18 protein-coding genes are annotated in these 13,647 nt (G+C 66.8%); 3 read left to right on the plus strand and 15 right to left on the minus strand.

The annotated features are described in order from the left end of the window. Window positions 1–486 precede the first annotated feature (486 nt). From AC5P65_RS17245 to rlmE, 3 genes are all read right to left on the minus strand, one after another. A complete protein-coding gene (locus AC5P65_RS17245) occupies window positions 487–672 on the minus strand; it encodes a hypothetical protein (protein ID WP_019658870.1) in 186 nt (61 codons plus the stop codon). Between the two features lie 101 nt (window positions 673–773). Beyond that, window positions 774–2,708 carry an ATP-dependent zinc metalloprotease FtsH gene (gene ftsH / locus AC5P65_RS17250; RefSeq protein WP_058980127.1) on the minus strand — a complete coding sequence of 645 codons (1,935 nt, stop codon included), beginning with the start codon at window positions 2,706–2,708 and terminating at the stop codon, window positions 774–776. A gap of 69 nt (window positions 2,709–2,777) precedes the next feature. Further along, window positions 2,778–3,410 (minus strand): 23S rRNA (uridine(2552)-2'-O)-methyltransferase RlmE, encoded by a 633-nt coding sequence (gene rlmE, locus AC5P65_RS17255; protein ID WP_495215776.1) that lies wholly within the window; start codon window positions 3,408–3,410, stop codon window positions 2,778–2,780. 65 nt (window positions 3,411–3,475) lie between these two features. Between rlmE and yhbY the strand changes: the two genes are divergently transcribed. After that, window positions 3,476–3,781 carry a ribosome assembly RNA-binding protein YhbY gene (gene yhbY / locus AC5P65_RS17260; RefSeq protein ID WP_019658872.1) on the plus strand — a complete coding sequence of 102 codons (306 nt, stop codon included), beginning with the start codon at window positions 3,476–3,478 and terminating at the stop codon, window positions 3,779–3,781. A gap of 13 nt (window positions 3,782–3,794) precedes the next feature. Beyond that, entirely contained in the window at window positions 3,795–4,169 is a 375-nt protein-coding gene (locus AC5P65_RS17265) for an Mth938-like domain-containing protein (protein ID WP_180832956.1), read from the plus strand. A 151-nt stretch (window positions 4,170–4,320) separates the two neighbouring features. Here AC5P65_RS17265 and AC5P65_RS17270 read toward each other — a convergent pair whose 3' ends face one another. Genes AC5P65_RS17270 through surE form a run of 4 tightly spaced genes read right to left on the minus strand, consistent with a single transcriptional unit; the run spans window position 4,321 to window position 7,189 of the window. Beyond that, window positions 4,321–5,106 (minus strand): peptidoglycan DD-metalloendopeptidase family protein, encoded by a 786-nt coding sequence (locus tag AC5P65_RS17270; RefSeq protein WP_180832955.1) that lies wholly within the window; start codon window positions 5,104–5,106, stop codon window positions 4,321–4,323. Next, the gene (locus AC5P65_RS17275; protein WP_021204087.1) at window positions 5,103–5,717 is read right to left on the minus strand and encodes a YqaA family protein; all 615 of its coding nucleotides are present in this window, start codon (window positions 5,715–5,717) and stop codon (window positions 5,103–5,105) included. The genes AC5P65_RS17270 and AC5P65_RS17275 overlap by 4 nt, the downstream gene beginning before the upstream one ends. An 18-nt stretch (window positions 5,718–5,735) precedes the next feature. Then, complete coding sequence (locus tag AC5P65_RS17280) at window positions 5,736–6,413, minus strand: protein-L-isoaspartate(D-aspartate) O-methyltransferase (protein ID WP_010485977.1); 678 nt, start codon at window positions 6,411–6,413, stop codon at window positions 5,736–5,738. Continuing rightward, on the minus strand, window positions 6,410–7,189 hold the full coding sequence (gene surE, locus AC5P65_RS17285) for a 5'/3'-nucleotidase SurE (protein WP_019658877.1): 780 nt from the start codon (window positions 7,187–7,189) through the stop codon (window positions 6,410–6,412). Before surE ends, AC5P65_RS17280 begins: the two co-directional genes overlap by 4 nt. A 209-nt stretch (window positions 7,190–7,398) precedes the next feature. Between surE and AC5P65_RS17290 the strand changes: the two genes are divergently transcribed. Then, entirely contained in the window at window positions 7,399–7,938 is a 540-nt protein-coding gene (locus AC5P65_RS17290) for a Smr/MutS family protein (protein WP_111103041.1), read from the plus strand. Window positions 7,939–8,061: 123 nt separating this feature from the next. Here AC5P65_RS17290 and truD read toward each other — a convergent pair whose 3' ends face one another. The 8 genes from truD to kdsA form a co-directional block, all read right to left on the minus strand. After that, on the minus strand, window positions 8,062–9,093 hold the full coding sequence (gene truD, locus AC5P65_RS17295) for a tRNA pseudouridine(13) synthase TruD (RefSeq protein ID WP_111103050.1): 1,032 nt from the start codon (window positions 9,091–9,093) through the stop codon (window positions 8,062–8,064). Then, the gene (gene ispF / locus AC5P65_RS17300) at window positions 9,090–9,587 is read right to left on the minus strand and encodes a 2-C-methyl-D-erythritol 2,4-cyclodiphosphate synthase (protein ID WP_021204089.1); all 498 of its coding nucleotides are present in this window, start codon (window positions 9,585–9,587) and stop codon (window positions 9,090–9,092) included. Before ispF ends, truD begins: the two co-directional genes overlap by 4 nt. 34 nt (window positions 9,588–9,621) lie before the next feature. After that, window positions 9,622–10,320 carry a 2-C-methyl-D-erythritol 4-phosphate cytidylyltransferase gene (gene ispD, locus AC5P65_RS17305; protein ID WP_019658880.1) on the minus strand — a complete coding sequence of 233 codons (699 nt, stop codon included), beginning with the start codon at window positions 10,318–10,320 and terminating at the stop codon, window positions 9,622–9,624. Beyond that, window positions 10,317–10,670, minus strand: a complete 354-nt coding sequence (gene ftsB / locus AC5P65_RS17310; protein WP_019658881.1) for a cell division protein FtsB — start codon at window positions 10,668–10,670, stop codon at window positions 10,317–10,319. The genes ispD and ftsB overlap by 4 nt, the downstream gene beginning before the upstream one ends. A gap of 4 nt (window positions 10,671–10,674) precedes the next feature. Then, window positions 10,675–11,967, minus strand: coding sequence for a phosphopyruvate hydratase (eno, locus tag AC5P65_RS17315; RefSeq protein ID WP_014036739.1), 1,293 nt, complete (start codon window positions 11,965–11,967; stop codon window positions 10,675–10,677). Window positions 11,968–12,063: 96 nt separating this feature from the next. After that, entirely contained in the window at window positions 12,064–12,393 is a 330-nt protein-coding gene (locus tag AC5P65_RS17320) for a hypothetical protein (protein ID WP_019658882.1), read from the minus strand. Then, window positions 12,393–12,740, minus strand: coding sequence for a hypothetical protein (locus AC5P65_RS17325; protein WP_134735897.1), 348 nt, complete (start codon window positions 12,738–12,740; stop codon window positions 12,393–12,395). The genes AC5P65_RS17320 and AC5P65_RS17325 overlap by 1 nt, the downstream gene beginning before the upstream one ends. Continuing rightward, complete coding sequence (gene kdsA, locus AC5P65_RS17330; protein WP_010485995.1) at window positions 12,737–13,567, minus strand: 3-deoxy-8-phosphooctulonate synthase; 831 nt, start codon at window positions 13,565–13,567, stop codon at window positions 12,737–12,739. Before kdsA ends, AC5P65_RS17325 begins: the two co-directional genes overlap by 4 nt. Window positions 13,568–13,647: the final 80 nt, after the last annotated feature.

Below are 13,647 nucleotides of genomic sequence, written 5' to 3' on the forward strand. Positions count from 1 at the left end.
TGCTCGTGTGCGCTGTCCTGCGCACACGGCAAGACCGGGGTTGGGCGTCCTGCCCAACCCGCCCGAGGCATGCCTCGGGCCCATGCGGCTCACGCCCCCGCAACCGGACCCACCCCGCCTTCGACAGATTTCCACGATCTGTCGGGCCCTGTTTTCTGTAGAGCCGAGCCATGCTCGGCTCAGATCTCCCGGATATCGAGATGTTCGATTTAGATGGAGATTCATCCACGCATGGCGTGGATCTACGTGTCGACCAAGGTCGACACCTACCAACAGCTCCCGGAATCTGTCAGAGGTGGGGCGGTGTCGGAGTGCGGGGTGTCAGCCGCATGGATGCGGCTGCCAAGCCTCCATGGACGGATTTACGGCGTCCCCGCACTCCGACACCGCCCCGCCATCCTACGGAAAGCCCGCTGTTGCTGTTGAGGTTGCCGGCCAGCGGCCGGCACTACCACGGGTGCAGGGCGCAGCCCTCCCGCCCCCTCCTCAGTGGCGGCGGCGCTTGCGGTCCACGTACAGGGTCCTGGCAATGCTCAGCACAATGCCGACACCGATACCCACCACGCAGCCCAGCAGCAGGTTGTCGGCCCCAAGGCCCACACCCACGCCGACCACGGTGGCGATGACCATTTCAGCGGTGTGGGAAATAGGTTCGGGCTTCGGGGCGGACATGCGGGCTCCAGCGTCAGATCGGATCTTCGGGATGGGCCAGTGGCCCGGAAACGACGAGGCCGGGTTGCCCCGGCCTCGTCTGGTGCACCTGCAGGGGACCGTCAGTGCGATTCGGCCGGACCCGCGATCGGCGGCAGCGGACGGGCGTCGCCGCCCTTGTCGTTGCCACCGTCCTTGTTCGACTTGCTCCAGCCCGCCGGCGGCGGCGGATCACGACCTTCCATGATCGCGTCGATCTGCGGCGCATCGATGGTCTCGTACTGCAGCAGCAGCTGGGACATCGCGTGCAGCTTGTCGATGTTCTCGGTCAGCAGCTGGGTAGTACGGGCGTAGGCCTTGTCGAGGATATTGCGCACTTCCTCGTCGATACGGCGCGCCGTGTCGTTGGACACGCTCTTGTGCTGGGTAACCGACCGGCCCAGGAACACCTCATCGTCCTCTTCGCCATAGGCGATCGGACCGAGCTGCTCGGACAGGCCCCACTTGGTGACCATGTTGCGGGCCATCTTGGTGGCACGCTCGATGTCGTTGGAGGCACCGGTGGTGACCTTGTCCTCGCCGAAAATCAGCTCTTCGGCGACGCGGCCGCCGTACAGCGAGCACAGCTGCGACTGGATCGCGACGCGGTTCATCGAGTACTTGTCGCCTTCCGGCAGGTACATGGTCACACCCAGCGCACGGCCACGCGGAATGATCGTGACCTTGTAGACCGGATCATGCTCGGGTACCAGACGGCCGACAATGGCGTGACCGGCTTCGTGGTAGGCAGTGAGGGTCTTCTCCTCTTCGCTCATGGCCATCGAGCGGCGCTCGGCGCCCATCAGGATCTTGTCGCGGGCACGGTCGAAGTGGTCCATGCGGACTTCCTTCTCGTTGCCACGCGCAGCGAACAAGGCGGCCTCGTTGCAGAGGTTGGCCAGGTCGGCGCCGGAGAAGCCCGGGGTACCGCGCGCGATCACCATCGGCTCGACGTCGTCGGCCAGCGGCAGCTTGCGCATGTGGACCTTCAGGATGTGCTCGCGGCCCTTCACGTCCGGCAGGCCGACCACGACCTGGCGGTCGAAACGGCCCGGGCGCAGCAGCGCCGGGTCCAGCACGTCCGGACGGTTGGTCGCGGCGATCACGATCACGCCTTCGCCGCCTTCAAAACCGTCCATCTCGACCAGCAGCTGGTTCAGGGTCTGCTCGCGCTCGTCGTGGCCGCCGCCCAGGCCGGCGCCACGGTGGCGGCCGACAGCGTCGATTTCATCGATGAAGATGATGCACGGGGCATGCTTCTTGGCCTGCTCGAACATGTCGCGCACGCGGCTGGCGCCGACGCCGACGAACATTTCCACGAAGTCCGAACCGGAGATCGAGAAGAACGGCACCTTGGCTTCGCCGGCAATGGCCTTGGCCAGCAGCGTCTTGCCGGTACCCGGCGGGCCCACCATCAGCACGCCGCGCGGAATCTTGCCGCCCAGCTTGGTGAACTTGGACGGGTCGCGCAGGAAGTCGACCAGCTCGCCCACTTCTTCCTTGGCCTCGTCGCAGCCGGCGACGTCGGCGAAGGTGACCTTGATCTGGTCCTCGCCCTGCAGCTTGGCGCGCGACTTGCCGAAGGACATCGCGCCCTTGGCACCGCCACCGCCGCCCTGCATCTGGCGCATGATGAACAACCAGAAGCCGATGATCAGGATGACCGGCAGGAAATTCATCAGGATCGCGCCGAGGGAAATGCCGCTGGACGGCTCCTCCTGCACGATCTCCACGTTCTTGGTGCGCAGCACGTTGATCAGGTCGCGATCGAACGGTGCGGTGATGGTGGATGTCTGCCCGCCGCGGGTGGTGTAGGTCAGCTGGCTGGTGCCGCCGCGCATGTCGCCGCCGAAGGCGACCTTCTGCACGTTTCCGCTGTCCACCTGGTCCAGGAACTGCGAGTACGACGCGCCCTGCGCGCCGGCTCCGGAGGACTTCGGCGAGAAGCTCTGGAAGACCACCATCAGCACGACGGCGACGACCACCCATAGCAGGAGGTTCTTGGTCAAGTCGTTCATCCTCATTGGCTCCGGTGTTCCTCTCAGTGCTGGCGTTGCGTGGGGGTCGAACTTGCGTACATTGCGAGCTTACTTCATGTGGGCGCGTTTTCCCTGACCCAAGGCATACACCTCGGGAGAGCGCTTGCGCGAGGCTTCCGGCTTGCGGATGGAGACCTTGTCGTACCGGCGGCGCATGTCGCGCACGTAGTCGTCAAAGCCTTCACCCTGGAACAGCTTGATCAGGAACGCCCCACCGGTCTTGAGGTGGTTGTCGGCAAAATCCAGGGCCAGCTCCGCCAGGTGCATCATCCGCGGCTGGTCGACCGCACCCACACCACTCTTATTGGGGGCCATGTCCGACAGCACAAGGTCTACCGGCTGGTCCCCGAGCATGGCTTCAATCTGCGATAGGACGGCTTCTTCCCTGAAGTCACCATGAAGGAACTCCACGCCGGCCAGCGGCGGCATGTCCAGGATATCCAGGGCCAGCACCCGGCCGGTATCGCCGATCTGTCTCCGCACCTGTTGAGACCAGCCGCCCGGGGCCGCGCCGAGGTCGACCACCACCATGTGCGGCTTCAGCAACCGGTCACGTTCCAGCAGCTCTTCGAGCTTGTAGGCGGCACGCGAGCGCATGCCTTCGGCCTGGGCCTTCTTCACGAAGGGGTCGGAGAAGTGTTCCTTGAGCCAGCGCTGGCTGCTTTTGCTGCGGGTAGCCATTGAAAATAGGGGCTGATGGGGTCCTCATGATACCCTGATCGCCCCATTCAACCGTCTTTTCCTGCATGTCCATCGCCCTGACCGCCTCCCAGACCCGTTTCCTGCGCGGCCAAGCCCACGACCTGAAGGCCCTGCTGCAGACCGGCGGCAAGGGTGTGACCCCGGCCTTCATTGCGGAGCTGAACGAAGTGCTGGAGCGCCACGAGCTGGTCAAGGTGAAGGTCGCTGCCGAAGACCGCGAGGCCCGTGACGTGATGATCGGCGAGATCGTCGAAGCCACCGAAAGCGCGCTGGTGCAGCGCATCGGCCACGTCGCCGTGCTGTACCGCCCGAGCAGGGAACAGCGCCAGATCGTGCTGCCGCGCGGCTGATCGGCCTACTGCCATGCAGCTGAACCACGAACCGCCGGACTACGCCTACAGCCTGCGCGCCGCCGATGGCCGCTCGGCCAAGGTCAATGACCAGCTGCTGGGCAGCAGTTTCTTCCTGACCCCGGACCAGCTGGTCACGCAATGGCCGGCGGTGAGCGCCACTGCGCTGCAGCTGGCTGACCTGGAGCCGATCCTGGCGCTGAACCCGGCGCTGATCGTGCTCGGCACGGGTGACCGTCAGGTGTTCCCGCCGGCGGCGGTGATGGCCGCCTGCCTGTCACGCGGCATCGGCCTGGAAGTGATGAACAATCCAGCCGCCGCGCGTACGTTCAACATCCTGGCCGGCGAAGGCCGCAAGGTCGCCGCCGCCTTCATTCTCGAAGGCTGACGTGGTGCCGCCGGACATGGCCCGGCGCCACCCTGGATCACACTTGACTCTGTAGCGCCCGAGCCCGAGCCCGAGCCCGTGCCCGGGCGGCGCCGCATCGCGGCGCGGAAAGCCGCCGGGCACGGCCCGGCGCTACCCGTCTCTGCCTGCGTCAGCGCGCCGGCAGATACTGCTGCGGGTCGACCGGCTTGCCGTTGTAGCGAATCTCGAAGTGGACCATGTCGCGGTTCGCACCGGTGCGGCCCATTTCGGCGATCTGCTCGCCGGCTTTCACGCTCTGCCCTTCATTCACCAGGCGCTTGCGGTTGTGGCCATAGGCCGACAGCCACTGGTCGCTGTGCTTGATGATGATCAGCTCGCCGTAGCCGACCAGGCCGGCACCGGAATACACCACCACGCCATTGGCGGCGGCCTTTACCGGCTGGCCGCTGGTACCGGCGATGTCCACGCCCTGCTTGGTCGCGTCACCGGCCACGTAGCGGCCGACAATCGCGCCGTCGGCCGGCCAACGCCAGGCAATGTTGCTCTTCACCGGCCCCACCGGCGCCGTCGTCGGTGCGGTGCTGCCAGCACTGCCGCCACCCTGGCGCGGCGCGGTGACCACCGTGGTCGGCGCACGGCCGCTGGTGGCCCCCTGCGGATACAGGCGGATCACCTGGCCGGGGTAGATGGTCGACGGATTGTCCAGGCGGTTCCAGGCGATCAGGTCGGCCGGGGTGATGTCATGGATGCGAGCCAGCGCATAGATGGTGTCGCCCTTGCGCACCACCACGGTCTGCCCGGGCTTGGGCACCGAGGTCTTCGGCGTGCTCACGCCGCCACCGGCGCTGCCGCCTCCCGGGCGGACCACGGTGGCGGTACCGCAGGCGGCCAGGGTGGAAACCAGCAACGCCAGCGCGCCGATGCGCACTCCCTTGCTCAGACGATCAGGACTCATGCGAACTTCGACCTCCATACAAGCCAGGCGATCAGCACCACCACCAGCGCAGTGGCGATCCAGCCCAGCGGTTCAATCCAGCGACGCAGTGCGGCTTCGGCACGCGCACCACCGATACGGATGACCGCGGCCAGCACGAACACGCGCTTGCCGCGACCGATCAGCATGCTCAGCAGGTACTGCGGCATGGGTACGCCGACGATACCCGATGCCCACGTGAAGACCTTCATCGGGATGGGCATGAATCCGCCCAGCACCAGGAAGGTGAACACCGCCCAGGGCGACTCGGCCATCTTCGCCTGCACGGTGGTGATGCCCTGCTCGATCGCCGGCAGCATGCCCAGCGCTTCGAACAACGGCTTGATCGCCTCGAAGGCGTAGTGACCCAGTGCATAGCCAACCAGCGCGCCGAGCATCGAGCCGGCCAGGCTGAGGGTAGCGAACCACCAGCCGCGCTTGGGCTGGGCCACGCACATCGGCGCCAGCATCACCTCCGGCATCACCGGGAAAATGATCGCTTCGAAGAAACTCAACACCGTCAGGTAGGTCGGCGCGCGTTCGTGCGCCGCCCACTTCATCGCCCGCTCGTACAGCGGCCCGAAAATCTTCATGCAACCCTGCTCCGTGGATTAGTCGAGCATGCCAGACAGCAGCGGCACGAAGGTGACCGGCGCCAGCACGTGTTGTTCGATGCTGCCGTCGGCCTTGCGGTCCAGCTGCACCAGCGACTGCGCCCCGGGACCACCGACCGGCGCCACCAGCCGGCCGCCCTCGGCCAGCTGCTCGATCAGCGCGTCGACCAGTGCCGGCGCCGCCGCAGTGACCACGATGGCATCGAAGGGACCGTGCTCGGCCCAGCCGACGCGACCGTCGTCATGCTTGGTGCGGATGTTCATGCCCAGCGCACGGAAGCGCTTGCGCGCCTGGCGCAGCAGGTCGCCGATGCGCTCCACGGTGTAGACCTCCAGGCCCAGCGCACCGAGGATGGCGGCCTGGTACCCGGAACCGGTGCCCACTTCCAGCACGCGCTTGGGCGCGACCTGGAGGACCGCTTCGGTCATCCGCGCTACCACCCAGGGTTGAGAGATGGTCTGGCCGTGGCCGATGGGCAGCGCGGTATCCTCGTAGGCACGCGAGGCCAGCGCTTCGTCGATGAACAGATGGCGCGGCACCACCCGGATCGCGTTCAAGGTCGGCTCGTCGACGATGCCGGCTTCGCGCAGGCGGTCGACCAGACGGTCACGCACGCGCTGCGAGGTCATGCCGATACCCACAGCTTCCGGTTGCAGGCGCAGGCGTGGGCTCATGCCGGCTGGTCCAGGGCTGCGCTGAGGCCGCCGACCCAGCTGGCCACCTTCTCCAGCGCCTGGTAGCGGGTGAGGTCGACCTGGATCGGCGTGATCGAGATGTGGCCGGTGCGCACGGCGTGGAAATCGGTACCCGGGCCGGAGTCCTGCTCGCGGCCGGCCGGGCCGATCCAGTACACCTCGTTGCCGCGTGGATCCTTCTGCGCGATGCAGCCTTCGGCACGATGGCGGTTGCCGAGGCGCGTGACCTCGAAGCCCTTGACCTCGCTCCACGGCAGGTCCGGCACGTTGACGTTGAGGATGGTGTCGGCCGGCAGCGGGTCGGCCTTGAGCCGTGCAACGATCTCGACCGCGGCGCGCGCAGCGGTTTCGTAGTGCTTCGGATCGTGGTTGCGGCTGACCAGCGACACCGCCACGGCGGGCAGGCCCAGGAAGCGACCTTCCATCGCCGCCGAAACAGTGCCGGAATAGATCACGTCATCACCGAGGTTGGCGACGTTGTTGATGCCGGACACGACAATGTCGGGCTCGAATTCAAGCAGGCCGGTCAGCGCCAGGTGCACGCAGTCGGTCGGGGTGCCGGCCACCGAGACGGTGTAATGGTCGATGCGCTTGAGCCGTATCGGCAGATCCAGCGTCAGCGAGTTGCTGGCGCCGGAGCGATCGCGGTCGGGTGCGACCACCGTAACCTCGTGCCCAGCCTCGCGCAGGACCGAGGCAAGCATCCGGATGCCTGCAGCGTCGACACCATCGTCATTGCTGACCAGGATTCGCATCTTCGATTTAACCGCTTGATTTTCCAAGAATTCGATTCCGTCACCGTGCAGTGTAAGCGGGACCGCCGCGCTCCCCTGCGGAAGCCGTCGACCCTGCAAGCGCATCGTCTATTGTGCCGCATGCGAGCCGCCGGTCCTACCCTGCCGGCGGTCACGGCCGACATCGAACCGTCATAGGCAGACCTGCGCCGGCGGTTTACCCTGTGCGCATGTCGCACCCTGAAGACGAAGATCCCGCCGCGCTGTTCCGTGCGGCCATCGGCGAAGTGACGCCGCTGCGCAAGGATGCCGAGCCGGCACCTGCCGCGCCGCGACCGAAGCCGCGTGCGCGGATGGCCGAACGTGACGAGGCCGACGCCGCCGGCGAGTTCGCCCGGCTGCTGCGCGACAGCACCCCGCTGGAAGCCGGCGATGTGGCCAGCTATCGACGCGACAACCTGCCACCACGCCTGTTCCAGCGCCTCAAGCGTGGCCAGTACTCGGTGCAGGACGAGCTGGACCTGCACGGCGCCACCGCCGCGCAGGCGGAGACGCTGCTGCGCCAGTTCCTGCTTGAAGCGCATGCACACGAATATGGCTGCGTGCGCATCATCCACGGCAAGGGCCTGCAAGCCGATGGCGGTGCGCCGGTGCTGAAGAACCTGGTTGACCGCCTGCTGCGGCTGCGCAACGACGTGCTGGCGTTCCATTCAGCGCCGACCGGACAAGGCGGGACCGGCGCGGTACTGGTGCTGCTGGCGCGGCGCTGAAAAAAGGGGACGCCATGAGTCCAGGTAGAGTCGACTGTCAGTCGACTGCTCTTCCAGCGGCAAGCGAATACCCCGCGCTGCGCGCGCAAGTCGACTGACAGTCGACTCTACCGTGCGCCCTGCTCAGGCCTGCGAGGCGTCTTCGACCGGGCCCAGCTCGTGCAGTACAGCGGTGGCGTAGCAGCCCGGCGGCAGCGCGAACGAGAGTTCCAGTACATCACTGGCCAGCCACTGATGCTGCAGCAGCGCCGGGCGCAGGCGCAGCGCGCGGCGCTCCTGTTTCAACCGTGCGTCTTCCAGGCCAGCGCGCAGCGCCTTCGATTCCTCGTCGTCCAGCGCGGCCAGCTCCAGCTCACGTGCAGCGTCGGCGCTGCGCAGCTCGCCTTCGCCCCACAACGGTGCGCTGGGATGGATGTCGAACCGCGCGAGGCGCTCGGCCAGCACGTCGGTGTACGGCTCGGGGCCGAACACGCTGCGACTGCCGTCCAGCATCCACACTTCGCCCTCCAGTGGCTGATCCCAGCTGCCCTGCTCCACGCGCGCGGCCAGCACGCGGTTGAACAGCGCCGAACGGGCGGCAGACAACAGCAGCGAACGCTGGTCCTTGCGCATGCGGCGGCCCCCGAACATCGCCAATGCGGCCGGCACGTTGCCGCCGTCGCGGCCGAAGCGCTGCTCACCGAACCAGTTCGGCAGGCCCCGGCTGGCAATCTGCTGCAAACGCTCACTGATCGCTGCAGCATCGCCCCGCACCTGGCGCAGCACCAGCTTGAAGCGGTTGCCGGCCAAGGCGCCGCGCTGCAGCTTGCGGTTGTGCCAGGTGGCTTCGAGCACTTCGATCTCATCACTGTCCAGCTCGGCCAGATCCGGTGCAATGCGCTTGGGCAGGTGCACGCTGAAGCGCTGGGTGGTGACCGCATGGCGGTCCTTCATGCCGGCGTAGCTCACCGCCATTTCCGGCAGGCCGGCCCACTTGGCCAGCAGCTTGGCCACATGCACGGTGTTGGCACCGCGCTTGCGGATGTGCAGCAGCAGGTGCTCGCCCTCGCCAGTGGCCTCGAACGCCGGCAACTCGTCGACCTGGAAATCTTCCGGCGTGGTGCGGATGCGCGCCGACAGCAACGGCGCACCAAACGCAAGCGGCAGCGGGATCATGCCGCCACCAGCAGCACCACCGCCTGTGCGGCGATGCCTTCTCCACGGCCGGTAAAGCCCAGCTTCTCCGAGGTGGTGGCCTTGACGCTGACCGCATCCAGCGGCAGCTGCAGCAGCGCACCGATGCGCTCACGCATGGCCAGCGCATGCGGACCGACCTTCGGACGCTCGCAGATCACGGTGATGTCGGTGTTGCCGACGCGCCAGCCACGCTCGCGCAGCAGGCTGTCGCAATGGCGTACGAAATCGCTGCTGTCAGCGCCCTTCCAGCGGTCATCACTCGGCGGGAAGTGCTGGCCGATGTCACCCAGCGCCAGCGCACCGAGCATCGCGTCGCACAGGGCATGCAGGATCACGTCGCCGTCGCTGTGCGCGAGCACGCCACAGCTGTGCGGCACGTTCACCCCACCGAGCATGATGTGATCGCCCTCACCGAAGGCATGGACGTCGTAGCCCTGGCCGATGCGGACGGGCGGGAACGGTGCGGTGCTCATGGATGCAACCCTTGCAGCAGGGCCGCGCGGGCAATCAGCCGGCGCGACGGGAAAGTACGAATTCGAACCGGTCGAGATCGGCCGGAGTGGTTACCTTGAAGTTGTCCTCGCTGCCTTCCACCAGCAGCGGGCGCTGGCCCTGGCGCTCCATGGCCATGGCCTCGTCGGTGACTTCGACACCGGCGGCAGCGGCTTCGGACAGCGCGCGGCTGAGCTGGTGGCGGCGGAACAGCTGCGGCGTCAATGCACGCCACAGGCGCTCGCGCGGCTCGGTGCCATCGATGCCACCGTCATCGCCCGCGCGCTTGAGGGTGTCGCGCACCGGTGCGGCCAGGATCGCCCCGACCGGGTCGGCACGACCGACTTCAAGCAGCCGCCCAAGATCGGCAAGTGACAGGTTCGGCCGCGCCGCATCGTGGACCAACACGAATTCATCGGCACGCACCGAGTCCGGCAGGGCCTGCAGCCCGGCCAGCACCGAGGCGGCACGGGTCGCGCCGCCGATGCAGGTCAGCACCGGCTTGCCGGCCCATTCACTCCAGCCAGGCCAGTCACCGTCGTCCTGTCCGATCACCACCATCGCGCCGGCCACGGCCGGGTGCGCCAGCAGCGCGTCCAGGGTATGGGCGAGCAGGATCTGCCCGCCGGCCTGCAGGTACTGTTTGGGCAGCGGTGCGCCGAAGCGGGCGCCACGGCCGGCGGCCGGAACCACCACCCAGATCGCCCCACTCATGGCACGTCCGCCGGATGATCGCCGACCTGGGCGCTGACACCTGCCGCAGGTTGCGCCGGTTGGACCGGCGCATCCTCGACCACACGGTAGAACTTCTCGCCAGGCTTGATCATGCCCAGCTCGCTGCGCGCGCGCTCCTCGATGGCGGACTGGCCTTCCTTGAGGTCCTTCACTTCGGCGGCCAGCGCGTCGTTGCGCTGCTGCAGGCCCTCGTTGTCCCGCTCCTGGTTGGCGACCTGGGCTTCGAGCATCATCACTTCACCCGAATTGCCCGGACCGAACCAGAAGCGGTACTGCAGCCAGCCCAGCAACAGGGCCAGCACCAGCAGCATCCAGCGCCAGTCGCGCATCGGCTCAGCGCTTCAGCGAAACGAACGCGTCACGACCGGCGTAACGCGCGCCGGCGCCGAGGGCTTCCTCGATGCGCAGCAGCTGGTTGTACTTGGCCACGCGATCGCTGCGGCACAGCGAGCCGGTCTTGATCTGGGTGGCGGTGGTAGCCACGGCGATGTCAGCGATGGTGGTGTCTTCGGTTTCACCCGAGCGGTGCGAAACCACGGCGGCGTAGCCGGCACGATCAGCCATGGCGATCGCTTCCAGGGTTTCGCTTAGCGTGCCGATCTGGTTGACCTTGATCAGGATCGCGTTGGCGGTGCCCGAGTCGATGCCTTCCTGGAAGATCTTCGGGTTGGTCACGAACAGGTCGTCGCCGACCAGCTGCACCTTCTTGCCGATGCGGTCGGTCAGCAGCTTCCAACCCGCCCAATCATTCTCGGCCAGGCCATCCTCAATCGTGATGATCGGGTACTGCGCGGCCCAGTCAGCGAGGAAGTCGACGAACTGCTCGGAAGTCAGGCGCTTGTTCTCGCCGACCAGGTTGTACTTGCCGTTCTCGAAGAATTCGCTGGACGCCACGTCCAGGCCCAGCAGCACGTCTTCACCGGCGGTGTAGCCGGCCTTGCCGATCGCTTCGAGGATGGTGTCCAGCGCTTCGACGTTGCTGCGGAAGTCCGGCGCGAAACCGCCTTCGTCGCCCACCGCCGTGCTCAGGCCGTGGCCCTTCAGCACCGACTTCAGCGAATGGAAGATTTCGGTGCCGGCGCGCAGCGCTTCGGAGAACGAGGTGAAGCCGACCGGCAGCACCATGAACTCCTGGAAGTCCACGTTGTTGTCGGCGTGCGCGCCACCATTGATGATGTTCATCATCGGCACCGGCAGCGACGGGGTAACGCCGGTCTTGGCGGCCAGGTACTGCCACAGCGCCTGCTTGTTCGATGCAGCGGCGGCGTGCGCGGCGGCCATCGAAACACCCAGCAGCGCGTTGGCGCCCAGGCGGCCCTTGTTCTCGGTGCCATCAAGATCGATCAGGCGACGGTCGAGGCCGGCCTGGTCGGTGGCTTCAAAACCCTTCAGCGCGTTGGCGATGGTGGTGTTGACGTTGTCGACGGCCTTGCGCACGCCCTTGCCCAGGTAACGGGTCTTGTCGCCATCACGCAGCTCGACCGCTTCCTTGGTGCCGGTCGAGGCGCCGGAGGGAACCGCGGCACGACCGAACGAACCGTCCTCCAGGATGACTTCGGCTTCCAGCGTGGGGTTGCCACGGCTGTCGAGGATTTCACGGGCGTGGATGCTGCGGATCGTACTCATGGTCGGGCCGGTTACCTGTCTGGAGAGGGGGCGACAAAACGAATGCCGCGTGATTATCCCCGGCTGCCCGCCACTTGCCAAATGGCGTGGGCGCCGTCAGGCCAGAGTGGCCCCGATCACCATCAGGATCAACGACACCATCACCACCAGCAGGCCACCAGCAATGGCCGCCACTACGCCGCCGCGGCGGCAACGCCAGGCCATCACCATCGCCACCAGGCTGCCAACGAAGGACAGCACGAGCATGGCCAGTGCAGCCCAGATCCAGTACTGCATGGCCTGCATGCCATGGCTGCCATCCCCGGGCGAACCGAAACTGGCGGCGAAGGCGAATACAGCTGCCACCAGGCCGGCCCAGGCAAGAACAGCCAGCGCCAGCGCGATCAGGCCCCAGGGCCGATCACGGGTTGCCAGGGTCGCATTCATCAAAACAGCCCGTAGAACAGGGCGCCAAGCCACAGCGACAGCAGGATGATCGCCAACCCGGCGGCCACCTTGCCACGGTTCAGGCGCCAGGCCAGTACGGCGGCAGCGACGCATCCCACGGCGCCGACCAGCTCTGCAACCTGCAGCGCAATGAAGTACACGCGCAGATTGAGCGCGCTGCCGCCATCACCTGGTGGGCGCACTGACGCGGCGCCGATCAGCACCAGACCGAACATGCCCACGGTGAACAGCACGGCCAGGCCCAGTGCGATCAGGCCCCAGGGCCACTGTTTCCAGTGCCGGCGGCGGCGCTGGTTTTCCAGCGCCAGCCACGGGTCACGACTCACGCGAAGCGCGAGAAGCCGTGCTTCTTGGTCACCGCGTCCAGTTCCATCAGGGTCTCGAGCAGGGCCTCCATCTGGTCCAGCGGCCACGCGTTGGGACCATCGGACAGCGCCTTGGACGGGTCCGGATGAGTCTCGGCGAACAGGCCGGAGATGCCCACCGCCACGGCGGCACGGGCCAGCACCGGCACGTGCTCACGCTGGCCACCGGAACTGGTGCCCTGCCCGCCCGGCAGCTGCACCGAATGGGTAGCGTCGAACACCACCGGGCAACCGGTCTCGCGCATCACCGCCAGCGAACGCATGTCGCTGACCAGGTTGTTGTAGCCGAAGCTGGCACCGCGCTCGCAGACCATGATCTGCTCGTTGCCGGTGGCCTTGGCCTTCTCCACGACCGGCTTCATGTCCCACGGCGCCAGGAACTGGCCCTTCTTGATGTTGACCGGCTTGCCGGCCGAGCACACCTTGCGGATGAAGTCGGTCTGGCGGACCAGGAACGCCGGGGTCTGCAGCACATCCACCACCGAGGCCACCTCATCCATCGGGGTGTACTCGTGGACGTCGGTCAGCACCGGCACGCCGATCTGCTTCTTCACTTCGGCCAGCACCTTCAGGCCCTCTTCCATGCCCGGGCCGCGGAATGCGGTACCCGAAGTGCGGTTGGCCTTGTCGAAGCTGGACTTGAAGATGAAGTTGACGCCGAGCTTGTCGGTGATCTCCTTCAGCTTGCCGGCGGTATCGAGCTGCAGCTGCATCGACTCGATCACGCAGGGGCCGGCGATCAGGAACAGGGGCTGGTCCAGCCCGACCTCGAATCCACACAGTTTCATGGCGTTTCCTTGTTGTCCGCAGCACCGGACGGGCCGGTGCGCTGGGGGTTGAAGCATGCAGGATGGGGGCCGAAGCCCCC

The sequence above is a fragment of the Stenotrophomonas sp. YJH_SMC_48-3 genome, from assembly GCF_059369375.1.